Raw genomic sequence first — 24955 nt, forward strand, 5'->3', positions numbered from 1 at the left:
GCCTTCAGGTACCCTATCCGCAGGCTTATATCTTCATTATAGAGGTGATTATGAAGGCGACGATTCGCCAAGGTTTACAGATGCTGCTGATGCTGTTGGCAGTAGCGCTTTCTTTTTCGGCCCAGGCTGAGCGCAAACTGCTCGACAAGGTGGTTGCCATTGTTGATGACGATGTAATCCTCCAAACTGAGCTCGAAGCAAGAATTAACACCATTGCCGGTCGCTTAAGTGCTGAGGGTACTGGCCTGCCACCGCGTCGCCTTCTTGAAGAGCGGGTGCTGGAACAGTTGATCACCGAATCGGTCCAGCTACAGATGTCTGAAAAAATGGGCATGCGCATCAGTGACAATGAGCTCAACGAAACTCTGGCTAATATTGCAGATCGAAATGGTTTGAGCCTGTCTGAGTTTGAAAACCAGTTGGCCACCGAAGGCGTAAGCTACCGCCAGGCCCGGGAACAGATCAGGCAAGAAATGATCACCGGGCGGGTGCAACAGCGCCAAGTGGGTAGCCGTGTCCGTGTGACGGACCGAGAGGTTGAAAATTATCTTCAGGCATTGGAGTCCGGCGGTGGCAACGATGCGGAATATCGCCTTGCCTATATTTTTATTGAGCTGGATGATCCTGTCGATGATGCCGCGGTGGACGCAACCCGTGAAAGAGCAGAAGAACTGCGGGCGGCTATATTGAACGGCCGTGATTTCCGCGAAGTGGCGGTTGCTGAATCCGATGCCAGCAATGCGCTTGAGGGCGGCGACATGGGTTGGCGCAGCGAGCGTCAGTTACCGTCACTGGTTGCGCCGGTTGTGCCAGCCCTGGAGGTCGGCAAGCCTTCCGAGATTCTGGAGAACAACAGCGGTTTTCACATGGTGATGGTGATGGACTCACGCGGCGGCTCCCAGAAACAAGTTATCCAGCAGAATCGCGTACGCCATATCTTGATACGGCCTTCAGAGGCAGTAACCGATGCCGAGGCGGAAGCCACCATACGGACGCTTTCTGAGCAAATTCAGGATGGCGCTGATTTTGCGGTGCTAGCTCGGGAATATTCGGACGATCCTGTGTCCGGCTCCGACGGTGGTAATCTTGGTTGGGTAAGCCCAGGCCAGATGGTGCCAGCGTTTGAGCAGGCCATGCAGGAAGCCAGCGTTGGCGAGTTCAAAGGTCCGTTCCGCTCCCAGTTCGGTTGGCACATTCTGCAGGTGGAAGAACGCCGCCAGAAGGACATCAGTGGCGACGTAAAGGAAGCTGAGGCGCGCCAGGCTATTTATCGCCGCAAGTTTGAAACCGAGCTACAGAACTGGCTTCGGGAAATCCGCGACGAAGCCTTTATCGAGTTTAAAGGTGAGTATGCAGATGAGCCTGCTGAGGATGCTGACAGTAACCTAGAGGAAGATGCAGAATAATGACTGACCCGGTTGTTCTCGCCCTGACCGCGGGAGAGCCTGCAGGCATAGGCCCTGAGCTTTGCCTGCAGTTTGCTGCCGAGAAACGCGGCGCTGGTGTTGTGGTGGTTGCGAGCCAGCCATTGCTGGAGGCCCGGGCCAAGCTGCTTGGGCTCAACGTAACCTTGCACCCGTGGCAACCGGGCATGGCACCGAAAACAGGTGCTGGCGAGCTTTCTGTGTGGCACGTTGAGGGTTGTGCGTCGCTCATGGCCGGCAAGCTGGATGCCGCCAACAGCCGCTATGTGCTGGAAACCCTTACCGTGGCGGCGAAAGGCTGCTTGAGGGCCGCTTCGACGGCATGGTTACTGCACCGGTTCATAAAGGCATTATTAACGACGCAGGCATTGAATTCAGTGGCCATACCGAGTTCCTGCAAGAGCTGTGTGCGGTGGAGCGGGTGGTTATGATGCTGGCCACCGAAGAGTTGCGAGTGGCGTTGGTGACGACTCACTTACCTCTCAAAGATGTGCCCGCCGCGATTACGCCAGAACGGCTGACCCAAGTAGCCACCATTTTAAATGCCGATCTGAAAAAATTCTTTGGAATTGAACGGCCACGAATTCTTGTTGCCGGCCTGAACCCCCATGCAGGTGAGGGCGGCCATCTTGGCCGGGAAGAAATTGAGGTTATCGAGCCTACGCTGGAGAAGCTTCGAGCCAACGGCATGCAGCTAACCGGCCCGCTGCCAGCAGATACTCTGTTTACGCCCCACTGGCTTGATGATGCCGATGCCGCACTGGCCATGTACCACGATCAGGGGTTGCCGGTTCTGAAATTTCAGGGCTTTGGTCGTGCGGTAAACATAACCCTGGGCCTGCCCATTGTGCGCACCTCGGTGGATCACGGCACGGCTCTGGATCTTGCGGGCACCGGAAAGGCCGATGCGGGCAGTCTGCACACCGCTATTCGAGTGGGTGAGCAGATGGCGCGCTCTCTCAAAGCAGCTAACCACGAAGCCTGCAATCATCGCAAAGCCCTCAACAAAGAGAATTCTGAGTGAGTAAAAAAGCCGGTCATCAGGCCAGAAAACGATTTGGCCAGAACTTTCTCCATGATCCGGGAGTTATTGAACGCATTATTCGCGCCATTCACCCGAAGCCGGATGAAGCCATTGTAGAAATTGGTCCCGGCCTTGGCGCTATAACGGAAGAAATTCTGGCCGTTAATCCAAAGCTTCAGGTGGTGGAGTTGGACCGCGACCTGATTCCGGTGCTGCGCACCAAGTTTTTTAACTACCCGGAATTCCGCATCCACGAAGCCGATGCGCTGAAATTTGATTTCAGCCAGCTTGTGGATGAAAAACCGCTGCGTATTGTCGGCAACCTGCCTTACAACATATCCACACCGTTGATTTTTCATCTGTTGTCTCAGACAGGCGTGGTGCAAGACATGCACTTCATGCTGCAAAAAGAAGTCGTGCAGCGCATGGCTGCGGTATCTGGCGATAACAACTATGGCCGGTTGGGTATCATGACCCAGTACTTCTGCAAGGTTCAGCCCTTGTTTGAAGTGGGCCCCGGTGCCTTTCGGCCTTCGCCGAAAGTAGATTCTGCCATTGTGCGGCTGGTTCCCCATGCCCAGCTCCCGCACCCGGCGAAGGATCTCGGCACATTGCAGGCCGTGGTAAGAACCGCATTCAATGCTCGTCGCAAAACCCTGCGCAAGGCGCTGGGAGGCCTTGTAACTATTGAGCAGTTACAAGCTTTGGGCATTAATGACGGTTTGCGACCTGAAAATCTCAGCTTGGCGGATTTCGTGAGTATTGCCGACTTACTGGTAAACGAAAAAGGCAGTGAGCAAGGCAGGGTTCAGGACGGCGTACCTAGTGCCGGAGATGTTGGCGAGGACAGCTATGACTGATTACGCCATAGGCGATATTCAGGCTGTTACGATCGCTTGAAGGACGTTTTGGCCAAGGTAGGTTTTTCGCCCTCCCGTGATCGGCTCTGGGTGGCGGGTGATTTGATCAACCGAGGGCCGTCATCCCTTAAAACCCTGCGCTACATTGAAAGCCTGGGCGATTCAGCCGTGGTGGTTCTTGGTAATCACGACCTGCATCTGTTGGCTGTAGCTCTGGGTGGCCACGCGCCAAAGCGCAAGGATACACTTGCGGAAATACTGAACGCTTCCGATTGTGACAAGCTGGTTAGCTGGCTGCGCCAGCAGAATCTGTGTGTGCACGATTCTGAGCGCAACATCATGATGGTCCATGCCGGGGTGCCCCATATCTGGACCATCCAGCAGACGCTCACCCGAGCCCGAGAAGTGGAAGACGTGATTCGCGGGGAACATGCCCCCGAATACTTTGCGCACATGTACGGCAACAAGCCGGAAGGCTGGAGTGAAAGCCTGGCAGGCATGGATCGCTGGCGGGTCATCACCAACTATTTCACTCGAATGCGCTTTATCGCCCAGGACGGCAGGCTTGAACTCACTGCCAAAGAATCCGTTGGCAGTGCGCCCAAGGGCTATGCCCCCTGGTTTGAATTCCCCCGTCCTGACGACTTACGTGTGATTTTTGGACACTGGGCCGCTATCGAAGGCAAGACCGGTAGCGAACGGTTTATTGGCCTGGATACTGGCTGTGTCTGGGGCGGTGCACTCACAATGATGAACCTGGATACCGGAGAGAAGATCCACTGTGACTGCTGAATCAGTAAAGCCGCCGACCCCTGGCCTTATGCGTTTGCCTATTGTTATCGGCGCGTTTTTTGCCCTTACAGCGGTTATGGCCGGTGCCTTTGGAGCTCATGGGTTGCGTAACCTTGTGAGCGAGCGCAGCCTTGAAGTCTTTCAGACGGCGGTTACCTACCAGATGTATCACGCCATCGCACTGGTGCTGGCGGCCCTGCTGTCCGGCTTTGGTCTTTCACGACGTTTGTTGGGGCTGGCCGCTGGTTTCTTTCTTGTAGGCATCCTGCTGTTCAGTGGCAGCCTGTACACATTGGTGCTGACCGACATACGCTGGGTGGGCCCGATTACGCCCATAGGCGGCCTATGTTTTATGATTGGTTGGGCATTATTGCTATCAGCTGGCGCACGCCGGCAAGTGGACAAAGGCAGAGGGTAAAAACGACATGCAGGTACAGGTAAATGGTGAGGCGATAGAGCTCCCCGCAGGAGCCACGGTTGCCGCATTGGTAGAAAAAATGGCCCTTACGGGCAAGCGGCTGGCGGTTGAGGTGAACGAAGACATAGTGCCCCGCAGCCAGCACGCCGAATTTGCTCTTAATACCGGTGATCGCGTTGAAGTTGTTCACGCGATTGGCGGCGGCTAAGCCCTTTCTGGCCCGGCACAAGCTTGGCCGTGATACACGTCTTCATCCATTTACATCATTACGTTCTATCAACCCGGAAACACTATGACCGACACGCCAGAGATCCAGCTGCCCGAAGACAAACCTCTTGAAATTGCTGGCCGTATCTATCAATCAAGATTGCTGGTTGGCACGGGCAAATACCGTGACCTGATGGAAACCGGCCACGCTGTGGAAATGAGCGGTGCTGAAATTGTGACCGTAGCCGTTCGCCGCACCAATCTGGGACAGAATCCAGATGAACCTAACCTGCTGGATGTGATCTCCCCGGAACGTTACACCATCCTGCCCAACACTGCCGGCTGCTTTACCGCCAAAGACGCCGTGCGCACGTGTAAGCTGGCCCGTGAACTGCTCGACGGCCGCGACCTGGTTAAGCTGGAAGTGTTGGGCGAAGACAAAACCCTTTACCCAAACATGCTTGAGACTCTGGTGGCCGCCGAAGAGCTGATCAAAGACGGCTTCAAGGTAATGGTGTACTGCTCGGATGACCCCTTGCTGGCCATGCGCCTTGAGGAGATGGGCTGTATTGCGATCATGCCACTAGGTGCGCCCATTGGCTCCGGCCTGGGTATCCAGAACCGCTACAACATCCGCCAGATCATCGAAAACGCGAAAGTGCCCGTGCTGGTGGATGCGGGTGTTGGTACTGCATCTGATGCCACCATCGCCATGGAGTTTGGCTGTGATGGCGTATTGATGAACAGTGCCATTGCTCATGCGAAAGACCCGATTAAAATGGCCAATGCCATGCGTTTGGCTATTGAGGCCGGCCGCGAAGCCTATCTTGCAGGGCGGATGCCCAAGAAACTGTACGCAAGTGCATCGTCGCCTCTTGATGGCACTTTTTTCTGATTAAAATTCTGATTAAGAGCGCTGCAGTATGGCCGTAACCGATCAGAAACCCAGTCGCCGGGAGGCGATTCTCCACGCGCTTTTGGAGCTCCTGGAAAACGACCCAGGAGCCAGAATCACCACCTCTGTTTTGGCAAAATCCGTTGGCGTGACAGAGGCGGCGCTGTATCGCCACTTCCCCAGCAAGCGCAAAATGTTTGAAGCGCTTCTGGAATATGCGGAAGAAGCGGTATTTTCCCGCTGTCAGATGATCTTGCAGGAGCAGGAGGATGTGCGCGTTCGTTTGCAGCAGTTGGTGCATTTGGTGCTGGTGTTCGCCGAGCGTAATCCGGGTTTGTGCTGTGTTCTCACTGGTGATGCCTTGGTGGGCGAAAACGACGCCTTGCGCAAACGTGCTTCCCAGTTTTTCGAGCGCCTGGAAACCCAAGTGCGGCAAACCCTGAAAGAAGGCGAGATTCGCCAGGGGTTGCGCCCACGCACCAGTGCGACTCGAGGTGCAGATTTTGTTCTGGTTTTCATGGAAGGCCGAATTCAGCGGTTTATCCGCTCGTCGTTTTCCCGTTTGCCCTCAGCCGATGTCGACGAAAGTTGGGCGTTGGTTGCTGAGGCTGTTTGGGGCTAACTTGGAGTTTCCTCACTCGTACCCTGAAGCAGAACGAAGAATCTCACGAACAGGTTCCCAGATGGCGGGTGCTGAAATCAGAATATCGCGACCCCAAAGGTCGGCCGGGTAACCTTCGGGAACCTCGCTGAAGTGGCCGGCTGTGGCGCCGGCTTCCAGGGCGATCAGGCGGGCGGCGGCGAAATCCCAGGGGCTGACGTTTTCGTAGTAAATGTCCAACCGACCGCAGGCTACCCAGCAGATATCCAGCGCGGCAGAACCGATGCGGCGTAGGTCGCGGCATTGGTGAATCATGGCATCCAAGCGGCTTATCAACGGGGCCAGATTATCTTTGGTGTAGGGGAAGCCAGTGGCAAACAGCGAGTCTCTGGGCACCGTCGCGCCGCTGTGGCCAATGGGGGTGCCGTTGAGCGTGGCGCCCTCGCCGCGCGTGGCGCGGAAGGTTTCGCCGGGGAAAGGCGCGTGTACTACGCCCGCTTGTACGCGGCCGTTTTCAGCGTAAGCAATGGATACCGCAACCTGCGGGTGACCGTAGGCGTAGTTTACCGTGCCATCAATGGGGTCGACGATCCACAAAGGTGTTTCCAGCTCTTCAGCTTGGCTGAGGTCTGGCATGGATTCTTCGGACAGAATGCGGTGATCGGGGAAGCGTTGGCGGATGGCAGTGGTAATGAATTCATCGGCCATGATGTCCGCGTGAGTGACCAGCTCGGTTTGTTGCTTGTAGTCGGTGCGCAAGGTGTTTGTATCACGCTCCCGGCCAATTAGCTCGCCGGCTTCCCGAGCCAGATTTTCAGCGAAATCGGTGATGCCCCGCAAGGAAACAGAATCAGACATGGCGCCCCCACTTAAGTGTTTAAAAGTTAGGGCCCCAGTCTACCATGAGGCTGGATCAGAGGCTGTTCAGCCACGCCTCCATCTTATCCATGGCTTTCACCAAGCGTGGGCCAGCTTGCTCAACAAAGTCATCAGCCAACTCCTGATCGGCATAGTCTCCGCCGGCCAGTTTCAGGGATTCGGCGCCGTCAAAATCCACGAAGGCCAAACGTGCGGCCAGGTGGTCCGGCACAAAGCCGAAATCGCTGGCGGGCAGGATAGCAACGCCCGTATTTTCCAGTAACGACTGGCAAAATGCCTGGCTGGTTTTGATGTCTTTTCTGGTGAACTGGTCGCGGAAGGTTGAGAAATCCGGGAACAGATAGAACGCGCCTTCCGGCTTCTGCACAACCGCCCCCATCTCGCTCAAACGGCGATGCATGTACTCACCAATTACTTTAAGCACTCGGCGGGACTGCTTGAGGTATTCGTCTATGTCTTCCCCCCCGTTGAAGGCCGTAATGCCTGCGTGCTGTATGGGTGCGCTGGTGGCCGTGTAGGTTTCGCTGGCGATGATCGCCATGGCGTCCTGCAGGGGGCGCAACTCTTTCGGGAAAATGAAGGTGCCCAAGCGCCAGCCGCCGGCACCCGCCCATTTGCTCAAACCGGTGCTGATAATGGTGCCTTCCGGGTAGTAGCGTGCGATAGACTTGTGCTTCCCTTCGAAATGCACCTCGCCGTATATCTCGTCCGAAAGCAGGATCAGCTTGTACGTGCGGGCCACGTTGGCAATGGCCAGCAACTGGTCATCGGTGTAAGTGCAACCGGTGGGGTTGGATGGGTAGTTGAGAATCAGAATGCGTGGGCGTGAAGCGTCGTCCCGGCAAACGATGTCCAGTTCCTCAGCAGTCAACTGCCAGTTGTTATCGGCGTGGGTGGGCAACCAATGCACTGAGCGGCCAATAATGCGGGCCTGGGGCGCGTAGGAAACCCAGCTTGGGCGTGGGATAAGCAGATCGCCGTAATAGGCCAGCTGAAGAATGAACAGCAGCTCCTTGGAGCCAGGGCCAATCAGTACGTCTTCCCAGGTGCTCCGCATACGTTCACTGCGGTTGATGTAGCCCGAAATGGATTCACGCAGGCTTTTGAGGCCTTTAACCGGTAGGTAGTCTTTTTCGTGGGCGTGCTCTTTCAGCGCATCCACCACACGTTCAGGCACAGGGAAGGGTGATTGCCCAAGCCCGAGTTTGATAATGTCTTTGCCTTCGGATTTAAGCTGGTTGCTCAATTCGTTGATCCGAAGAGTGGCCGAGGGCTGGATGCCCCGAACGTTCAGATTAATTGCAAAGCGCTGGTCGTTATGGATATCCATTGTCCCGGTCTATTGGTTGAGAGTGGCCCGAACAGTATAGGAAACCCAAACATATATGTGGGCGTTTTGCGGATAGGTGATTGCCGAAGCGGGGTCCTCCCTAGCGATCGCGAACCCAGACTTCTACTCGCCCGTTGCGCCTTTTGCCATGTTTGCCGCCGGCCATGCCAACGGGCATGTACTGGCCGTACCCGGTGTAACGGACATCATGGACGTCAAAATCCGAGAGTGCCTTGCGTACTGAAAGCGCGCGTAATTCCGAGATCATCTGGGCTCGTAGCTCGTTGGTTTGCTGATCGGCGAAGCCAATAAGCATCAGATCATCGGTATTGCGGCTTTCTCTATTGAGGTACCCAGCAACCCGTCTCAGGTCTCTTTGGGCTTTGTTGTCCAGTTTTGTGCGTCCCTCCGAGAATCGGAAATTGACGGTCAGTCGCTTGTAGTTCTGTGTCAGTAATTTGAAGGTAGGCGGTGTGCTATCGGCCAAGTCGGGTTTGACGGCCATGGGATTTTGGGACACAAACCCCGATTCGGCGACGATGCCTTGGCCTTCCTCGCCCAGTACGAATTCTACAAAGTCTTTCGTCATGGCGGTTGCGGCGTCGCCAAGTGTGTACATGAACAAACGTCTGGAAAGCGGATAATCTTCGCTGGCTACGTTCAGACGGGAGGGTTTCTGTGCCGGTGCGTCGCCATCTGAAATCGCCAGCACTTTGCTTTTGCGTACTGAAGCCAGGCCAGAGAAACCAATGCCGCCGGGATCCGCGCTGACATCGTCAGAAAGCCGGTTGTTTGACTCGTAGCGCCTGGAGGACACATGCAGCGGGTAGCGTTTGCCCAGAACCAGGCTCTTGAAGGTATCCCAGGTGCCAGAGCGATCATCCCGCGCGTACAGGTTAATGGGCTGATTGGCGCCGCCGACCTCTGACCAGTTACTGATCTCGCCAGAGAATATTTTGGCTAGAGTGTCGATACTCAGCTGATTGACCCGGTTTGAAGGATGAACCAGTACCGCAAGGCCATCAATGGCAATGACATGTTCGCTTTCGGGGGCGCGCAGGTTGGCGCGTCCTGCCAACTGTTGCGCTTCCGCAGGTTTTACAGAACGGGAAGAGGCCCATATGTCGGCACTTTTGGCCTCCAGCGCCTGGAAGCCCGTACTGGAGCCATGAGCGGCGACCAGAATCTGAAGGCGTATATCTCCCCGATTTCCAGTCAAGAGCTTTTCGTTAAGCTTGCCGTTGCCAAGGGTCTCGATCGGATCGTTGCCTCGACTTCTGAGAAAGCCCTCCACAAGCATAGGAGCCAGCCTTGCGCCAATCGTATTGGAACCGTGAATCTCCATCTTTTCGGCGTGGCTTGCAGGTGCACTGAAAATCAAAAGCAGGCAGAGCATCCCCGTCAAAGCGCTCTGGAGAAACCGGGGTGAGGGGCGTTTTTTCATCATAAAGCCTCGTAGCAACAGAGGATTAGCGTTGCGGCAAGAATGAGGCAGAATTGTTACGAGAATGTTTCAGTGGTTGGCGGTGTTGGCAATCATAGGGGGCGACCCCCCAAAGTTCATGAGAACCGGTGAGGATCCAGATCCATATGCAGTATTCGCGGGCCGAGCATAATAATTCTTCCGCTGTAGCGCTCTTCGCCGGTAGAGGTAAAGTCAAACATGAAGCGGCGCCACACTCGGATCTGGCCTTGATTATCCCGTTTGAACCAGATACCTCGTAGGTAGATGGCGTCGTCAAGCAGCATAACGTCCATGGTTTTGCAGTAGCGATGGGCAGCCTGGAGGACTGAGTCCTTGATGGCTTTGGCGCGCCACCAGTACCAGATGGCAAAGGCTGAAACAAACAGCCAGAACAGGGTTCCCAGAGTCATGATAACAACACGGTAGTGGCAATTTTCCAAAAGTAATAGCGGGTTAGAGGGCCAGACTACCCTATTGTGAAGGATCGGGGAATCGTTACGGATTTGGTTGTGTCCGAGTCAGCCTGGTGTTTGGGGCAATGATAAAAAAGCCCGGCTCATCATACGACGAGCCGGGCTTTTTGTTTGGGACTAACCGGTTACTAGCTTGTTGTTACCGGATGCTGGGTTTCGCCTTGTTCTCCCTTGTGTTCGTTGTGATCGCGACCCAGCAGAATGTAGAACGCTGGCAGTACGAAGACAGTGAACAGGGTACCAATCCCCAAGCCCGCACTGATGGTCAGACCAATGGCAAAGCGGCTTTCTGCGCCCGGGCCCGCTGCGAGTAGCAGCGGTACCATGGCGAAGATCAGCGCCAAAGAGGTCATTATGATTGGCCGCAGGCGAATGGCCGCTGCCTCAATAACTGCTTCAACTTTGTTCATGCCTTTGTCTTTCTGTAGCTGGTTGGCAAACTCCACAATCAGTATGCCGTTCTTGGATACAACCCCGATCAGTGTAATCAGACCCACCTGTGTGTAGATGTTCATGGTGGCGAAGCCGAGCACGATAAACGCCATCGCACCGGCTACGGACATAGGGACAGACACTAGAATGATAAACGGGTCGCGCCAGCTTTCGAACTGCGCCGCAAGAACAAGATAGATAACCAGAAGCGACAGGAAGAAGGTGACGATTAGCGCGCTACCCTGGTTGGCCAACTGCCGGCTCTGACCTGTGTAGTCGTAGGTGAAGCCTTGCGGGAACACCTCGTCTGCGGTCTGTTCTATGAAGTCCATCGCTGTACCCGCCGCGACACCTGGCATAACCACCCCTTGCAGAGTGAGGGAGTTCTGCTGGTTGAACTGTGTGCGGTTAGAAGGCTCTACATCGTGAGTAAAGCTTACGACGCTGCCCAGCGGCACCAGAGTGCCGTTGCCTGAGCGGATGTAGTAATTGTTAAGAGCTTGTGCATCCAGCCGGAACTTCTGATCCACCTGCGGGATGACCTGATACGAGCGGCCCTCCATGCTGAATCGGTTGATGTATCCACCACCAAGCATGCTGGAAAGCGACTGCCCCACGTCTTGCATTGAGAGCCCAAGGTCGGCAACCCGGTCGCGATCCACGTTGATACGCGTAACCGGGCGGTCGAAGTTGATCGACTTCTGCAGGAACATGAAGTTACCGCTACCCATGGCCTTGCCTAACAACTCCTCGGCCACCTGGTCAAGCTGCTCATAGCTGCTGCCCGTGGTGATCACGAACTGGAACGGTAAGCCGCCCCCTGATCCGGGAAGGGCCGGCTGAGGGAATACTGCAGTCTGTAAACCCGTTACTTTTTTGAGTTCGGCGTCAAGCTGGGGCTGAACATCAAACTGACTAACCTCACGCTTACTCCAGGGCTCCATCTTGAAGCCACCGAATACAGCGTTGGGTGCGGTTATGCCCACGATCATAAAGTCTTCGGAATAGCCGGGTGTGGAGGCCAGGCGCTCCTGAACCTCGTCTCCATGTTCCAGCAGATAATCAAGAGTGGCGGTCTGGGGCCCGAGGCCCTGGTAAAACAGGATGCCTTGATCTTCAGTGGGCGCCAGTTCGTTCTGGCTCATCATCGCCATAAAGTAAATGGAGCCGAGTATGATCAGTGCAAAAAACACCACCACAGACTTGGTCTGCATCAGTGAGCCAAGGGCTACTTTATAACCTGATGAAATGCGGCTAAACGTACGCTCTACCAGGCTCTCAAACTTGCCTGGGTCGCCATGTGGTTTGAGCACCATGGCGGACAGCATGGGTGAGAGCGTAAGAGCAACGATACCTGAGATTACGACGGTACCAGCGAGGGTGAAAGCGAACTCGGTAAACAAAGAGCCAACCAGGCCACCCATAAAGCCGATGGGCGCATAAACCGCCACCAGAGTGGTGGTCATGGCAATGATCGGCACGGCCATCTCTCTTGCGCCGTGCAAGGCGGCGTCAAACCGTGATTCACCTGCCTCAATGTGTCGGTGCACGTTCTCCACCATGATGATGGCATCATCTACCACCAGCCCAATAGCAAGTACCATGGACAGCAGCGTAAGCAGGTTCAGGGAGAACCCGAACATCAGCATGATAAATGCACCGCCAATCAGCGACAGTGGAACGGCAACTGAGGGCACGATAGAAGCGCGGATCGAACCGAGGCAAAGGAACACCACCACAAGCACGATGCCCATGGCTTCGATCAGGGTACGAATAACCTCGTTTATGGAATCTTCAATAAAGTCAGATGCGTCGTAGGCAAGACGCACGTCCATTTCGCCTGGCAGCTGGCTTTTGATATCTGGAAGGTCGTCTTTAACCAGGCCGGCAACCGTGAGCGGGTTGGCTCCCGGGGCCAGTTCGATGGCTACGTATGTTGCAGGCTGGCCTTTATATAGCGCCAGCGCGCTGTAAGTTTGTGACCCCAGCTCAACCCGGGCAATGTCCTGGAGCCGGATTTGTGTGCCTTCAGCCTGTTTGACTACAAGGTTGCGGAACTCGTCTGGATCCGCCACGTCGGTGTCACTGGTCATGCTGATTTCTGTGTAGGCGCCTTTGGTATTGCCAACGGCTGCCTGATAGTTGTTGGCACGCAGCTTGGCGACCACTTCCTGAGGGGTCATGTCGACCGCCGCAAGGCGCTCCGGATCCAGCCAGACTCTCAAGGCAAACTCACGGCCGAGGAGTTGTGCCTTACCCACGCCGGAGAGGGCTTGCAGCCTGGGCTGCACCACTCGGGTCAGGTAGTCGGTAATCTGCGGCACAGCCATGTCTGAGCTGTAGAAAGCAATGTACATCAGCGCCGTTGAATCGCCGGTAGTGGAGGTGATAACCGGGTCTTGGGCGTCAGCCGGAAGGACGTTGCGCTGACTGGCTACTTTTGCCTGAATTTCGGCAAGTGCAGCGTTAGCGTCATAGTTGAGTATCATTTTGGCTTCAATAGTCGACGTGCCCTGAGAACTGGTAGATGTCAGGTAGTCGATACCACTGGCTTCAGCAATAGCCTGCTGCAGGGGCGTGGTAATAAAGCCTTTGATCAAATCCGAGCTGGCACCGGGGTAGGCCGTTGTGACGGTAACCGTTGTGCTTTCAAGCTCCGGGTATTGGCGGATCTCCATCTCCATGGCGGCACGGGCACCGAGCAGCAGGATAAGAAGGCTAACCACCGTCGCCAGTACGGGGCGATGGATGAAAATGTCGGTGAATCGCATTACTCAGATGCCTCCTGGGGCTGCTTTTCCTGGCTCTCATCCTGAATCTTGACCTTCTGGCCGGCACGGAGCCTCAGCAGCCCTTTGGAAACCACCTTCTCGCTTGCTTCAAGGCCGGAAAGAACAGCAACGCGCTTGTCACGGGTTTGGCCTGTAGTAATTGTGCGGCGGTTGACGATTAGATCGCCCTCATCATTTTCCTCCACGGCAAATACGAAATCTCCGTAGGTGTTATAAGAAACGGCGGTGCGCGGAATCGTAACCACTTCATTATCTTTTGGCTGCTTGGTTAATATGGTTGCAAACATGCCAGGTCGCAGCAGGTTGTCTGGGTTGCTCAGAGTGGCACGCACGCGCACGGTGCGGGTTTCCGGGTTCACGGACGTGTTGATGGCGCTGACCTTGCCTTCAAACTGCTGCTCAGGAACGGCAGCGACAGTGGCAACTACTGAGTAGTCACGCGCCACGTTAGGCAGGTTTTTTTCAGATAGGGTGTAGTCTACGTAGATCGGGTCGAGCATGTTGATCTCAACAATCGGCGTGCCGGTGGCGATATACTCGCCCTGGTCTACCATGCGGATGCCTAATGTGCCGTCAAAGGGCGCACGGATTACCTTTTTGCTCAGTTGGGCATCTGCCTCGTTTACGCGGGCTTGGGCGGCGTCAAAATTCGCCTTGGATTCGTCATACTGGGATTGAGATACGGCACGCTTTGGCAGCAGGTCGGAGATGCGCTTGAACTCTTGCTCCGCCAGGTGAGCTTCTGCCGACGGTGCGCACTGCCGCTTCATCAATTGCGGTGTTCAGACGGATGAGAATGCTACCTTGTTTGACGGTGTCGCCGGATTCAAAGTTAATATTCTCAATAATACCCGGAACCTCGTTCGCTACTTCAATGCCATTAACAGCCTTGATGCTGCCCACGGCCTTGATAGAAGGTGTCCAGCTCTCGGCCTTGGCCTCGATTGCGGATATTTCCACAGGCGGCTGGGGTTGGGACAGCATTTCTTGCATCTGGCCAAACTGGTAAAACTTGTAGCCGAAGATGCCGCCAAGCACCACGCCAAGGAAAATAATTGCAATCAGGAAGCGGGAAGCAGTGCGCATAGTTCGGGTCCTGGAGATCTCTGTTTAGGTGCGGAAACGATTGATTCACGACAAAAGTTAGCATCCTACAAAATTTAGGATGCAGTTGTCACCGTGTTGTAAGTACTATTGGCTAGCATAATCGTTACATTGGGTGCCAGAATTACGCTCTTTCAGCAGTAAGGGATCAACCATGCACTGGATACTGGGAATTGCGCTGGCGGCAACCGTCTTTGTGATTCTGAAACAATGGGGAGGATTGTCGGCGGAAAAGAAGAAAGCTGCAACCTGGAAACTCATACTTATTGCTGGCGGCATCTTCCTGCTTGTAATGGTTTTAACCGGGCGAGTACATGTGCTGACCGCCGCAATAGCGGCATTGATCCCACTGTTGCGCAAGCTGCCGAGCCTCATCCGATTCTTCCCGGTGTTGAGTCGTCTTTTAAATGGCGAAAAAAATGCCGAGCGAGAAGATGGCGCCGGGCCAGATTCGGGTCACGCCCAGGGTAACGGCATGACTGAGCGAGAGGCCTGCGAAGTACTGAACGTTACCGCGGCTTGCTCGAGAGAAGACATTGTTCTGGCGCACCGCCGCCTGATTCAAAAGCTACACCCGGATAGAGGCGGGAGTGATTATTTGGCTGCAAAGATTAACGAAGCCAAAAGTGTACTGCTGCGCAACAGGGTGTAGGCGTCAGTGGACAACGTCGACCTTAACCTCAAAACTCCGGTTGTCTGAGTGGCTGCTTTTCACGCTGTAAGCAATGCCTGACTGTTTGCTGGTGGAATGGGTAGACGTGCTGCCCAGAGATACCCACTGGCCAGGTTCCACTCTGCGAATGGTGACCACAGCTTGGGTTTCGTAGCCTTGCAGCTCTGCGGGGTCTGCCTCAAAAGACACTATATTCAGTTCCACTGCACGGTCTGAGATTACCTGTGGGCTGACAACAAACCCGCTGCGTGTTTCCACTTGCTCAAAGATAGCAGCCGGGTTTCTGCCGCCACGCATAGCGAAGGGCAGGGTGCGAACCTGGCCGGATGTGATGTGAGCCGACTGCCCGTCCATAACCATAAGGCTTCGCTCTTTGGAGCCACCCGTGCTGGTAACCCGGCGCTCCACGGTTAGGCCCGCGCTATTTCGTGTTGTGGTAACGCCTGTGCCGGAGCGTTTTCCGCCGATATCTTCTTTGGAACGCACGGTAATCCTCAGCTGGGCCGGGGCCACGTCCAGAGTTTCAATCAAGGTGCCAATTTCATCCAGCAGTTGCTGCTCGCCGCGAATCACGATCTGTTGGCCTCGGGCGGTAACGGATATTGGCTCGCCTTGATATAGCTCCTGAACCTGGCTGGCAACGTCTGCACCTGGCCGGTTGTTGAGCTGGTAAGCCCGGGACTCAGCGTATGCAGCGCCAGTGCCGGAGGCCAGCGCCAGTACAAACATCAAAAAGAACAGGAAGGCGACATTCCTTAAGTTCAGTGTCATTTCTGGCTCCCATTTTTCTGAAAAGTCCGGCCTGTTTGTTAAAAAGTCCGGTTTACGGCTTGCCAAGCTGAAAACCCGGGGTATATATTGATAAGCATGAAGACGACACAAGTGATCTGTCAATTGAATGTTCTGCAAGCTTTCGGCCAAAAGCCGATGGCGGCAGTTGCTGCTGTGTTTTCTTGGTGGTTTGGTTATGGCTTTTATTTTAGTCAGCGCCAGGGCCGCCCATAGCATCTTCACCAAACGAACAACGAGGATGGCAGCCCGGCGAAAAACCAGGCTGCCGTCGGACTCAGAAAGCCCCGACTGGTAGCCCAGCCGGGGCTTTCTTGATTCTGACGCAGGGAAACGGGAACACAGATATGAACATGCCTTTGAAAACAACCGGGGAATGCCAAGTGCAGAGCGCCGCTGCGACACACCGACAAGAAACTGCGTTGCCAACGCCGGTGGAACTGCGCGAGCGGCTGCCTGTTGATGAGCGGCTAGCCCAACAGGTGGGCAGGCACAGGCAAGCGGTTCGGAATATTCTGCACGGTGCAGACAATCGCACGTTAATTGTGGTTGGGCCTTGTTCGATTCATGACGAGGTGGCGGCGCTGGAGTACGGCGAAAAGCTCAAAGCACTGGCAGATGCTGTCAGCGACCGTTTTCTTATTGTCATGCGTGCTTACTTGGAAAAGCCGAGGACAACCGTAGGCTGGAAGGGGTTGTTGTACGACCCAGAGCGCACAGGGGCCGGCGATCTTAACGAAGGTTTGCTGCGCTCACGCCGTTTGCTTTTGAACTTGGCTGAGATGGGCTTGCCATTGGCGACCGAGGCTTTGAGCCCCTTCGCCATGGATTACCTCGGCGATCTGGTGAGCTGGACAGCTATTGGCGCCCGTACCACCGAATCCCAGATTCACCGCGAAATGGTCAGCGGCTTGCCGATGCCAGCCGGGTTCAAGAATGGCACCGACGGCGGGATCAGTGTCGCCATCAATGCCATGAAGTCGGGAGCCCATCCGCATCACCATCTGGGGGTCTCCGGCCATGGTGCGCCCGTTATGGTCAGCACCCGGGGTAATCCGGATACTCATTTGGTGCTACGTGGCGGCCGGGGTATGACGAATTACGATGAAGCGAGCATTCAGCACGCCGTGCACAGCCTGTCTGAGGCAGGGTTGTGCGCTGCAATCATGGTGGACTGCAGCCACGATAACGCCTGCAAGCAAGCTGAGCGACAGATCGACGTGGCCCGCGAGGTGATGCGCCAGAAACACTCTGGTAGCACCAGTATTCGCGGGTTGATGCTGGAAAGCTTCCTTGAAGCCGGCCGGCAAGACGATGGCGATGATCTGCGCTACGGCTGCTCTATTACTGACCCATGCCTGTGTTGGGGCCAGACAGAGACTCTGCTCCGCTCACTGTAGAGAACAAGAGTTGGCCTGCCAATAATAGCAGAACACCGCCCATGAGCCGGTCCAGCCAATGACCAAAACGGTTAAAACCTTTGCGAACGGCGGGCAGAGTGAAAAACACGGCAACCAGGGTGAACCAAAGCCCTGTCGCCAGTGCCATGTAAGCGCCATACCCGGCTTGAATTGCCATGGGAGTGCCTGGCTGATCACCACCGAGAATAGCGAAACAAAAAACAGAGTGGCCTTTGGGTTCAGGGCATTGGTCAGGAAACCCAGGCGCAGGGCAGCAAATCCGGATTGCACAGTGCCGGCTTCGGTTTCTACATAAACTCCTCCTGCCCGTGCTTTCAGGCATTGCACCGCAATCCAGGTGAGGTACAAGGCCCCGGCAATCTTGAGTATGGTAAATAGCAGGATCGATTGCTGGATAATCAAGCCAATGCCCAGCAGCGAATAGCTCACGTGCACCAGAATGCCCGCGCCGATACCGACTGAGGTGAGCAATGCGTTTTGGCGGCTCTGACACAACGCTTGCCGAATCATCACGGCAAAGTCTGGCCCTGGGCTGGCAACGGCCAGCAGGTGTACCAGTGCCACAGTGAGAAATTCCGGCCAGTAACTATTCATACGCAAGGCTCTCTTTGTTTATTTCAGAATTACGGGTAAAGGCTTATGGATAAAGATGCAGAGACTGCCAGAGTTTGTGTCGAACTGTCAGCATAAATCCAGTAGCCGGTTTTTTCACGTACCACACAAACTAATTCTGGCCTCTATACTGGCGTAAACACGATTAAACGTTTCACCCACGTTCCCGGCCTCGGGAATACAGGACTGGAGACTGTTTTATGGAAAAGCGAGAAGTTGACGTTGCCATTATTGGTGCAGGGACGGCAGGAATGGTGGCCTACCAGCGAGTACGAAAGGCCACAGACAATGTGGTGCTGATTGAAGGCGACCAGTACGGCACTACCTGTGCGCGAGTAGGCTGTATGCCAAGTAAACTGCTGCTGGCGGCTGCGGACAGCGCGTACCAGATGGCACAGGCAGATATGTTCGGGGTGTCTGCCGGCAAGATATCTGTGGATGGCAAGCGTGTTATGGCACGGGTGCGCTCGGAACGAGACCGGTTTGTCGATTCGGTTATCCGCTCTGTGGAGGCGTTTCCTGAAGAACACCGCCTTAAAGGCCATGCCCGTTTTGACGGCCCCAACCGCCTTATCGTCGATAACGAAACAGAAATTCACGCCCAGCGGATTATCATTGCAACCGGCTCCCGCCCCAATATCCCCGGTTTTCTGAAGGAAGCAAAAGACCGGCTGGTGGTGAACGACGATATTTTTGAATGGCAGGATTTGCCGGAGTCAGTGGTGGTTTTTGGGCCAGGGGTAATCGGTCTTGAGTTGGGGCAAGCGCTCAGCCGCCTTGGTGTTCGAGTAAGAATGTTTGGTGTGGGCGGAGCTGTTGGGCCGATCCAGGATGACAGTATCCGTGAATACGCACTCAAGCGCTTCAATGAAGAGTTTCCGCTTGACCCGGATGGCGATGTGAAACGGGTTGAGCGAGTAGATGGCGGCGTGGCTGTTACATTTACCGACGGCCGTGCCGGCGAAAAAACAGAGATTTTTGAGTACCTGCTCGCGGCGACCGGGCGCAGGCCTAATGTTGACGGCCTGGATATCCAGAATGCGGATATTGAGCTGGACGAAAAAGGCATGCCGTTGTTCGACCCGCACACGTTACGTTGCGGCCAGAGCCACATTTTTATTGCCGGCGACGCCAACAACGATTTACCACTCTTACACGAAGCCGCAGACGAAGGGCGGATTGCCGGCAATAACGCAGCGTCTTATCCGGAAGTAAGAGCAGGCAAGAGAAGCACCCCTCTTGCAGTTGTGTTTACCGACCCCCAGATAGCTAGTGTGGGGTTAACAATTGACGAAGTGGACAAGCACTGTGCAGGTCGTTTTGCCGTAGGCGAGGTATCGTTTGAAAATCAGGGTCGCAGCCGGGTGATTGGCAAAAACAGCGGCCTGCTGAGAGTCTACGGAGAGCACGGCAGTGGGTTGTTCATGGGCGCCGAGATGTTTGGCCCTGCGGCCGAGCACATAGCTCACTTGCTGGCTTGGTCAGCACAGCGCCGATTGACGGTCAGTGAAATGCTGGAAATGCCGTTCTATCATCCGGTTATTGAAGAGGGTGTGAGAACGGCGCTGAAAGACCTCAACCGTAATCTCAATATCGGGCCGGTTCCTGAAGATGACTGCACAGACTGTGGGCCTGGCGTATAGCCGTATGTGCGAAGATTAAGCTGCGCTATGGCCGGCATTGTATAACTTTACTTCACGGGTGTATGGAGCCTGGGCTAAATTGGTTCCAGTCTCGACCTAATAGCCACGAAGGAGGCATGTAATGGGTAAGAACTTTATTGGATTGGATAAGGAAAAAACGGTAAAGCTGGCCGATTCTCTGAACGATTTGTTGTCCAACTATCAAATTTTTTACATGAACGTGCGCGGTTATCACTGGAACATCAAGGGCGATAATTTCTTCGAGCTTCATGTGAAATTTGAAGAGTTGTATGACGACCTTCTACTCAAGATTGATGAGATCGCAGAGCGTGTTCTTACGCTGGGGCATCGCCCTTCCCACGCTTACAGCACCTACATAGAGCGCTCGGAAATCCCTGAGCAGAAGGACGTTGCTGATGGCAAAACCGCCATGAATAACATCGTCGACAGTTTTGCCAAGTTGATTGGCAAGCAGCGGGATTTGCTGAGCCTTGCGGGCGATGCGGATGATGAGGGCACCGTCGCGCTGATGAGCGATTACATATCCCAGCAGGAAAAAACTGTCTGGATGTATCGCAGCTACCTGGGTCACTAAGCTCTGGGATCGGTTATCGGGCGGCCAGCTGGCCGCCTTTTTCATGTCTGAATAAAGTGCCACGCATTATGGATTTGCAGCCAGGGCCGGAACCTCTTGGTGCAGGAACCACTTTTCTGTCACCACCTTGCGTGTAAACCAGTGGGATCGCATCAATGTGCCCGCCAGTGGCATTTTGATCCAGCCAGGCACCTGAAGGCCATCCTCGGATACAGATCCACGATGGCCAAAACGCTCGGCGATGGCATCGCCGTACGCCTGCAAAGAGGTGGCAGAGAAGTCCGGCGCCTGCCGAATCACACCAGCTGCCAGCAGTGCGGATTCGATGGCAGGGCGAATGCCTTCTCCGCTTTGGGTATAGGCAAGCCCGGCTGCATCCCCAATCAGCAGCAGGCCGTCGTCTACCAGCGCTCGCCCGGCATGATCATAGAGCAAATAGGCATGACCCTTGAAGCGGCCAGGCAGGTCTGTAGGAATCCGCCCCGTGGTTTTCATCGTCTCTACAAAGCTCTGTAAATGCTCAGTCAGCTTATGGTTGTCTTCTCGCCCCAGGCCAACGTTCAGGTAGTTGCCCTTGCGAAAAACCCAGGCATAGCCTTTAAGATCCTTGCAAAACCAAAGCTCCGGGGTGTCTCCACGGGCTTCGCAAACTTTCGCCTGTTCCTGAGTCATTTTGAACTCGATTTCCTTGGCTGCCACAACGGTTTCATGGCTTCCCGGACCATCGCCAATCAGTTTGGCGACCGGGCAGAAGTGTCCGCCTGCGCCCACCAGAAGCGGGGCTGACCAGGTATCATTAATCAGCCAGTTACCGTCTTTATGGGTAATGGTTTTGATGGGTGTGCCGAGCTGTTTGGGCGTATCTGTGCGCCCCAGAAGGTAATCATCAAACTCACAGCGCCGAATGCCATAGCTGACAACGCTGCCATGGTCATTTTCAACCGCTTGCTGCCCCATCATGCCGATCCGGAAACGCCGTATAGGCTGAAGCGTGCGACCGCTCCCGTATTCGGCCAGATCAATGTCCAGGGTCTCAATAACAGAGGGTGTTACCCAGCCCGCGCAGGTTTTGTCACGGGGGAAATCCTGTTTGTCGATCAACAGAGCACGCTTACCGCTACCCTCAAGGGCTTTTGCAGGGTAGATCCTGCAGGGCCTGCACCGACAATAATCAGATCGTAAGTTTCCATGTTTGGTAACCTCAAACGTTTTTGGGCGCAGCGGGAAAGCTGTAAAGATCCTGTCGGGTTGCAGGCAATCGATTATTGTTGCCGTGGGTAAATACAACCTGGAATAGTTGCAGTGAACCAGCCCGGAAGGCGGCAATGGAACCGGCCAGGTACATGCGCCAGGCCCTGGTAAAGTGCTCGTCGTACATTTTGGAGATTGCCTCTTCCTCAGCATTAAAGCGCTCCATCCAGGCACTCAGGGTAAGGTCATAGTGGAGCCTTAGGTTCTCCACATCGAGCACAGAAAAATCGCTGTGCTCACATATAGCCATGATCTCGCCGATACTGGGAGGGTAGGCCCTGGGAAGATGCGCTTCTCAATCCACGCGTTCATAAGCATGGGTCGGTTGCGGCCAATACTGTGAATGAGCGCCATGCCGTTCGGCTTAAGTGAACGTTTGATCAGCTCAGACAATACAAGGTAGTTTTCCTTGCCCACATGCTCCAGCATGCCAATCGAGACAAACGCATCGTACTGTCCCTCGATGTTGCGATAATCGTCTTCAATATAGTCAATCAGAGAGTCCAAGCCTTGTTTGCGAGCCTGCTCCCGGGCGTAGGTGACCTGTTCCCGAGAAATGTTGTAGGCGTGAACGTGTACCCCGTAGTTCCGCGCCATGTAACGCGCCAATCCGCCCCAGCCGCAACCGGCCTCGACCACTGTCATGCCGGGCTTAAGCCTGAGCTTTCTGCACACATGCTCCAGCTTTGCCAGCTGTGCTTGCTCTAAACTCAGTTCAGGCCGCTCGTAGTAGGCGCAGGTGTACTGCATTTCGGCCTGGTCGAGCCACAGCCGATAGAAATCATTGCCCAAATCGTAATGATGGTGAATGTTCTCCCGTGCTTCCGACAGCCCGGTTGAGCGTGGCGTGTGGTTGCGCCACAGGGCATCAAGCCACCGCGGCCATTTTTGGCGCGCCTGATGAATGGCCCGATAGAGTGCGTCCATAAGCTCAGGCAAGTCGCCCTCTATATCTAAACGTCCGGCGCTGTATAGGTCGCCAAATGCCAGGTTAGGGTTAGTGACTAGAGCATAAAGCGCCTTTGGGTCGGCGAGATGCACGGTAAACCGGGCTGGTTGCCCACTGGGCTCAATGACATCGTTGTTCCATAGCTGGAAGCGAATCGGGGGAGACCCGGCCATACGCATCAGTTTGGCCACCAGCCAGCGCTCATGGGTGCGGGGCTCACGGGCTACGTGAGTGTCCTGCAAGGGCAGTTTCAGGATGGGAGATTGATTTGCCTGATCGTTAAGCCCGGTGCCCTGGGCACTCTTTTCGGAATTGTCTTGGGCACTGTTCTGATTCACGGATTCTGCTCCCCTTATTCACCTTAACACTGCTGTTCAGGCTGGCGGCTATGCGACAAGGCTTGTCCCGAATACCTGGCTGAGAGTTGTTGGTTGCCCATTCAGTATAGAAAATGTTCTGTTTTTGTCAGGTTTGGGGGGGCGGTGTGAATCAGGTATCGGCAGAGCGTGAAGATAAAACAGATAAGGGAGGGGCAGGGGGGGGATAACTGCAGCCGGGTCAGGCGACCCGGCTGCACGACAGATCAGTAAGAGGAGCTCATACCAAACCACTCAGGGAAGACCACAATCAGTGCCAGAACGAACACCTGCAAGAGGATGAACGGCAGCACCCCCTTGTAGATATCGATCGTTCGCACTTGCGGTGGGGCGACCCCTTTCAGATAAAACAGGGCAAATCCGAAAGGCGGTGTGAGAAAGCTGGTTTGCAGGTTCATGGCAATCAGAATGGCAAACCAGAGCATGTTGATGCCCATGGCTTCTGCCACCGGCGCCAAAATGGGAACGATAATGAAGGAGATCTCCACAAAATCGATGAAGAAACCCAGCACCATAATGACCAGCATAGCGAGGATGATAAAGCCCCACTTCTCGCCAGGTAACGCCAGCATCCACTCTTCAAGTAGATAATCGCCCCCTGTGTAACTGAAGACCATTGAAAAGGCCGTTGCACCAATCAGGATGGCGAACACCATGGCAGTTACTTTGACCGTATCTTTCGATGCATCCCACACCATTTTAAATGAGAATTGACGATAGATGATGGCCAGAGCAATGGCGCCGATACCGCCTAAGGCTGAGGATTCTGTGGGTGTGGCAATGCCCGTGAAAATCGAGCCAAGCACAATAACAATCAGTGCCAGCGGCGGGATGATTGCCAGCAGAGCGTTCATGATCTCCTTTTTACGGGAAATGCTGGTGTCCTCCGGCATAGCCGGGGCAGTTTCCGGCTTGAACCGGGTCATGATCAGAATATAGGCAATATAGAGCCCGATAAGAACCACGCCTGGCCCGACAGCTGCCCTGAACAGATCACCAACGGGAAGCCCAAGTACGTCACCCAGAATAATCAGAATAATTGAGGGCGGCACGATCTGGCCCAACGTACCGGCTGCGCAAATGGTGCCGGTTGCCAGCCGCTTGTCGTACTTGTGCGCCAGCATAACGGGCAAAGAAATCAGGCCCATGGCCACCACACTTGCTCCCACAACACCGGTGGATGCCGCGAGCAGAGCACCCACAAGAATTGTGGAGATTGCCAGGCCGCCGGGTAGGCCACCAAACAAACGTCCCATGGACGTTAGCAACTGCTCCGCCAGGCGGGTGCGCTGCAGGATAACGCCCATGAAGATAAACAGGGGCACGGCCATCAGCACGGTATTCTGCATGACGCTCATGATGCGGTAAGGCATGAAGGCAAACAGCTCCATACCTTCTGCAAACACACCAAAGAATAAAGCGACGCCGCCAAAGGTGAAGGCAACAGGGAAGCCCAGCATCAGCATAAAAAGGGCGACAAGGAACATAATCATGCCGATCATGCGAGCCCCTCCCCGCTATTTTCGCCTTCGTACTGCTTTTCGCCAGACATAACGCGCAAGGCGAAAGTCGCCATATTCAGGCCGGCGATGGCAATAAAGAAAGCGGTGAGCGGAATAACAGACTTTATGACCCAGCGTTGGGGCAAGCCGCCCGGGTCGCCGCTGCCTTCACCCATGTTGTAGGAGTCCAGTGCGAAATCGTAACCGTAAATACCAATCAGGTAGGCGAACGGCACCACAAAGAGCAGGGCGCCTGTCAGGTTTACGCAGGCCTTGAACTTGTTGCTCCAGCGGGTATAAAACACGTCGACTCGTACATGGCCGTCGGTGCGCAGCGCGTAGGGGATGCCGAGTAGAAATACCACCGAATACAGGTGCCATTCCATCTCCTGCATACCGATGGATACTTCGTTAAACGCATAACGGGCAACAACGTCGTAAAAAACA

The 24955-nt window shown here is 54.9% G+C and carries 19 protein-coding genes and 5 pseudogenes; 12 read left to right on the forward strand and 12 right to left on the reverse strand.

What is annotated here, in order from left to right; all coding sequences use genetic code 11:
* Nucleotides 1-50: 50 nt before the first annotated feature.
* From BCA33_RS11095 to slmA, 8 genes and pseudogenes are all read left to right on the forward strand, one after another.
* The gene (locus BCA33_RS11095; protein WP_071265838.1) at nucleotides 51-1406 is read left to right on the forward strand and encodes a peptidylprolyl isomerase; all 1356 of its coding nucleotides are present in this window, start codon (nucleotides 51-53) and stop codon (nucleotides 1404-1406) included.
* Nucleotides 1406-2448, forward strand: a pseudogene (gene pdxA, locus BCA33_RS11100) (4-hydroxythreonine-4-phosphate dehydrogenase PdxA). Before BCA33_RS11095 ends, pdxA begins: the two are co-directional and overlap by 1 nt.
* Nucleotides 2445-3308 carry a 16S rRNA (adenine(1518)-N(6)/adenine(1519)-N(6))-dimethyltransferase RsmA gene (gene rsmA / locus BCA33_RS11105; protein ID WP_071265840.1) on the forward strand — a complete coding sequence of 288 codons (864 nt, stop codon included), beginning with the start codon at nucleotides 2445-2447 and terminating at the stop codon, nucleotides 3306-3308. The pseudogene pdxA and the gene rsmA overlap by 4 nt, the downstream one beginning before the upstream one ends.
* A pseudogene (locus BCA33_RS11110) lies at nucleotides 3301-4100 on the forward strand (symmetrical bis(5'-nucleosyl)-tetraphosphatase). The gene rsmA and the pseudogene BCA33_RS11110 overlap by 8 nt, the downstream one beginning before the upstream one ends.
* Nucleotides 4101-4128: 28 nt before the next feature.
* Nucleotides 4129-4518 carry a DUF423 domain-containing protein gene (locus tag BCA33_RS11115; RefSeq protein ID WP_071265874.1) on the forward strand — a complete coding sequence of 130 codons (390 nt, stop codon included), beginning with the start codon at nucleotides 4129-4131 and terminating at the stop codon, nucleotides 4516-4518.
* Nucleotides 4519-4525: 7 nt separating this feature from the next.
* Nucleotides 4526-4726, forward strand: a complete 201-nt coding sequence (gene thiS / locus BCA33_RS11120; RefSeq protein WP_071265842.1) for a sulfur carrier protein ThiS — start codon at nucleotides 4526-4528, stop codon at nucleotides 4724-4726.
* 84 nt (nucleotides 4727-4810) lie between these two features.
* A complete protein-coding gene (locus tag BCA33_RS11125) occupies nucleotides 4811-5620 on the forward strand; it encodes a thiazole synthase (RefSeq protein ID WP_071265844.1) in 810 nt (269 codons plus the stop codon).
* Nucleotides 5621-5648: 28 nt separating this feature from the next.
* Nucleotides 5649-6242, forward strand: coding sequence for a nucleoid occlusion factor SlmA (gene slmA / locus BCA33_RS11130; protein ID WP_071265846.1), 594 nt, complete (start codon nucleotides 5649-5651; stop codon nucleotides 6240-6242).
* Nucleotides 6243-6254: 12 nt separating this feature from the next.
* Here slmA and BCA33_RS11135 read toward each other — a convergent pair whose 3' ends face one another.
* The 6 genes and pseudogenes from BCA33_RS11135 to BCA33_RS11160 form a co-directional block, all read right to left on the reverse strand.
* The gene (locus BCA33_RS11135) at nucleotides 6255-7079 is read right to left on the reverse strand and encodes an inositol monophosphatase family protein (RefSeq protein ID WP_071265848.1); all 825 of its coding nucleotides are present in this window, start codon (nucleotides 7077-7079) and stop codon (nucleotides 6255-6257) included.
* 55 nt (nucleotides 7080-7134) lie between these two features.
* Nucleotides 7135-8430: a pyridoxal phosphate-dependent aminotransferase gene (locus BCA33_RS11140; protein WP_071265850.1), complete on the reverse strand. Its 1296-nt coding sequence runs from the start codon at nucleotides 8428-8430 to the stop codon at nucleotides 7135-7137.
* Nucleotides 8431-8530: 100 nt separating this feature from the next.
* On the reverse strand, nucleotides 8531-9877 hold the full coding sequence (locus BCA33_RS11145) for a substrate-binding domain-containing protein (RefSeq protein WP_254774342.1): 1347 nt from the start codon (nucleotides 9875-9877) through the stop codon (nucleotides 8531-8533).
* A gap of 113 nt (nucleotides 9878-9990) precedes the next feature.
* Entirely contained in the window at nucleotides 9991-10305 is a 315-nt protein-coding gene (locus BCA33_RS11150) for a DUF3301 domain-containing protein (RefSeq protein ID WP_071265854.1), read from the reverse strand.
* A 191-nt stretch (nucleotides 10306-10496) separates the two neighbouring features.
* Nucleotides 10497-13571 carry an efflux RND transporter permease subunit gene (locus tag BCA33_RS11155; protein WP_071265856.1) on the reverse strand — a complete coding sequence of 1025 codons (3075 nt, stop codon included), beginning with the start codon at nucleotides 13569-13571 and terminating at the stop codon, nucleotides 10497-10499.
* A pseudogene (locus tag BCA33_RS11160) lies at nucleotides 13571-14678 on the reverse strand (efflux RND transporter periplasmic adaptor subunit). Before BCA33_RS11160 ends, BCA33_RS11155 begins: the two are co-directional and overlap by 1 nt.
* A gap of 172 nt (nucleotides 14679-14850) precedes the next feature.
* On the opposite strand from BCA33_RS11160, the gene BCA33_RS11165 reads away from it, so the two are divergent.
* Nucleotides 14851-15348 carry a molecular chaperone DnaJ gene (locus BCA33_RS11165; protein WP_071265858.1) on the forward strand — a complete coding sequence of 166 codons (498 nt, stop codon included), beginning with the start codon at nucleotides 14851-14853 and terminating at the stop codon, nucleotides 15346-15348.
* Between the two features lie 3 nt (nucleotides 15349-15351).
* Here BCA33_RS11165 and BCA33_RS11170 read toward each other — a convergent pair whose 3' ends face one another.
* Nucleotides 15352-16140, reverse strand: coding sequence for a secretin N-terminal domain-containing protein (locus BCA33_RS11170; RefSeq protein ID WP_071265876.1), 789 nt, complete (start codon nucleotides 16138-16140; stop codon nucleotides 15352-15354).
* Between the two features lie 365 nt (nucleotides 16141-16505).
* On the opposite strand from BCA33_RS11170, the gene BCA33_RS11175 reads away from it, so the two are divergent.
* Nucleotides 16506-17558, forward strand: a complete 1053-nt coding sequence (locus BCA33_RS11175) for a 3-deoxy-7-phosphoheptulonate synthase (RefSeq protein ID WP_071265860.1) — start codon at nucleotides 16506-16508, stop codon at nucleotides 17556-17558.
* Here the strand turns inward: BCA33_RS11175 and BCA33_RS11180 are convergent.
* Nucleotides 17503-18173 (reverse strand): annotated as a pseudogene (locus BCA33_RS11180) (LysE family translocator). The gene BCA33_RS11175 and the pseudogene BCA33_RS11180 sit on opposite strands and share 56 nt — an antisense overlap.
* 218 nt (nucleotides 18174-18391) lie before the next feature.
* On the opposite strand from BCA33_RS11180, the gene BCA33_RS11185 reads away from it, so the two are divergent.
* Together BCA33_RS11185 and BCA33_RS11190 are read left to right on the forward strand one after the other, a co-directional pair.
* Entirely contained in the window at nucleotides 18392-19834 is a 1443-nt protein-coding gene (locus BCA33_RS11185) for a dihydrolipoyl dehydrogenase (RefSeq protein WP_071265862.1), read from the forward strand.
* Between the two features lie 121 nt (nucleotides 19835-19955).
* Complete coding sequence (locus tag BCA33_RS11190) at nucleotides 19956-20429, forward strand: Dps family protein (protein WP_071265864.1); 474 nt, start codon at nucleotides 19956-19958, stop codon at nucleotides 20427-20429.
* A 66-nt stretch (nucleotides 20430-20495) separates the two neighbouring features.
* On the opposite strand, the gene BCA33_RS11195 is transcribed toward BCA33_RS11190, so the two are convergent.
* The 4 genes and pseudogenes from BCA33_RS11195 to BCA33_RS11210 all read right to left on the reverse strand — a co-directional run.
* Complete coding sequence (locus tag BCA33_RS11195; RefSeq protein ID WP_254774343.1) at nucleotides 20496-21530, reverse strand: NAD(P)/FAD-dependent oxidoreductase; 1035 nt, start codon at nucleotides 21528-21530, stop codon at nucleotides 20496-20498.
* 100 nt (nucleotides 21531-21630) lie between these two features.
* Nucleotides 21631-22808 (reverse strand): annotated as a pseudogene (locus tag BCA33_RS11200) (class I SAM-dependent methyltransferase).
* Between the two features lie 404 nt (nucleotides 22809-23212).
* Nucleotides 23213-24508, reverse strand: a complete 1296-nt coding sequence (locus BCA33_RS11205) for a TRAP transporter large permease subunit (RefSeq protein WP_071265866.1) — start codon at nucleotides 24506-24508, stop codon at nucleotides 23213-23215.
* Nucleotides 24505-24955, reverse strand: a 451-nt coding sequence (locus BCA33_RS11210) for a TRAP transporter small permease subunit (RefSeq protein ID WP_071265868.1), incomplete at its 5' end; no start/stop codon positions are given. The genes BCA33_RS11210 and BCA33_RS11205, both read right to left, overlap by 4 nt.

It is taken from the genome of Marinobacter sp. AC-23 (genome assembly GCF_001858325.1).
Lineage (GTDB): Bacteria > Pseudomonadota > Gammaproteobacteria > Pseudomonadales > Oleiphilaceae > Marinobacter.

What these genes read in the sequence shown, in the direction of transcription:
- BCA33_RS11150 (WP_071265854.1), bottom strand. Translation starts at nt 10,305, where the DNA reads ATGACTCTGGGAACCCTGTTCTGGCTGTTTGTTTCAGCCTTTGCCATC.
- thiS (WP_071265842.1), top strand. Translation starts at nt 4,526, where the DNA reads ATGCAGGTACAGGTAAATGGTGAGGCGATAGAGCTCCCCGCAGGAGCC.
- BCA33_RS11205 (WP_071265866.1), bottom strand. Translation starts at nt 24,508, where the DNA reads ATGATCGGCATGATTATGTTCCTTGTCGCCCTTTTTATGCTGATGCTG.
- BCA33_RS11095 (WP_071265838.1), top strand. Translation starts at nt 51, where the DNA reads ATGAAGGCGACGATTCGCCAAGGTTTACAGATGCTGCTGATGCTGTTG.
- BCA33_RS11145 (WP_254774342.1), bottom strand. Translation starts at nt 9,877, where the DNA reads ATGATGAAAAAACGCCCCTCACCCCGGTTTCTCCAGAGCGCTTTGACG.
- BCA33_RS11190 (WP_071265864.1), top strand. Translation starts at nt 19,956, where the DNA reads ATGGGTAAGAACTTTATTGGATTGGATAAGGAAAAAACGGTAAAGCTG.
- BCA33_RS11125 (WP_071265844.1), top strand. Translation starts at nt 4,811, where the DNA reads ATGACCGACACGCCAGAGATCCAGCTGCCCGAAGACAAACCTCTTGAA.
- BCA33_RS11135 (WP_071265848.1), bottom strand. Translation starts at nt 7,079, where the DNA reads ATGTCTGATTCTGTTTCCTTGCGGGGCATCACCGATTTCGCTGAAAAT.
- BCA33_RS11140 (WP_071265850.1), bottom strand. Translation starts at nt 8,430, where the DNA reads ATGGATATCCATAACGACCAGCGCTTTGCAATTAATCTGAACGTTCGG.
- BCA33_RS11115 (WP_071265874.1), top strand. Translation starts at nt 4,129, where the DNA reads ATGCGTTTGCCTATTGTTATCGGCGCGTTTTTTGCCCTTACAGCGGTT.
- BCA33_RS11185 (WP_071265862.1), top strand. Translation starts at nt 18,392, where the DNA reads ATGGAAAAGCGAGAAGTTGACGTTGCCATTATTGGTGCAGGGACGGCA.
- BCA33_RS11155 (WP_071265856.1), bottom strand. Translation starts at nt 13,571, where the DNA reads ATGCGATTCACCGACATTTTCATCCATCGCCCCGTACTGGCGACGGTG.
- BCA33_RS11170 (WP_071265876.1), bottom strand. Translation starts at nt 16,140, where the DNA reads ATGACACTGAACTTAAGGAATGTCGCCTTCCTGTTCTTTTTGATGTTT.
- BCA33_RS11175 (WP_071265860.1), top strand. Translation starts at nt 16,506, where the DNA reads ATGAACATGCCTTTGAAAACAACCGGGGAATGCCAAGTGCAGAGCGCC.
- BCA33_RS11165 (WP_071265858.1), top strand. Translation starts at nt 14,851, where the DNA reads ATGCACTGGATACTGGGAATTGCGCTGGCGGCAACCGTCTTTGTGATT.
- slmA (WP_071265846.1), top strand. Translation starts at nt 5,649, where the DNA reads ATGGCCGTAACCGATCAGAAACCCAGTCGCCGGGAGGCGATTCTCCAC.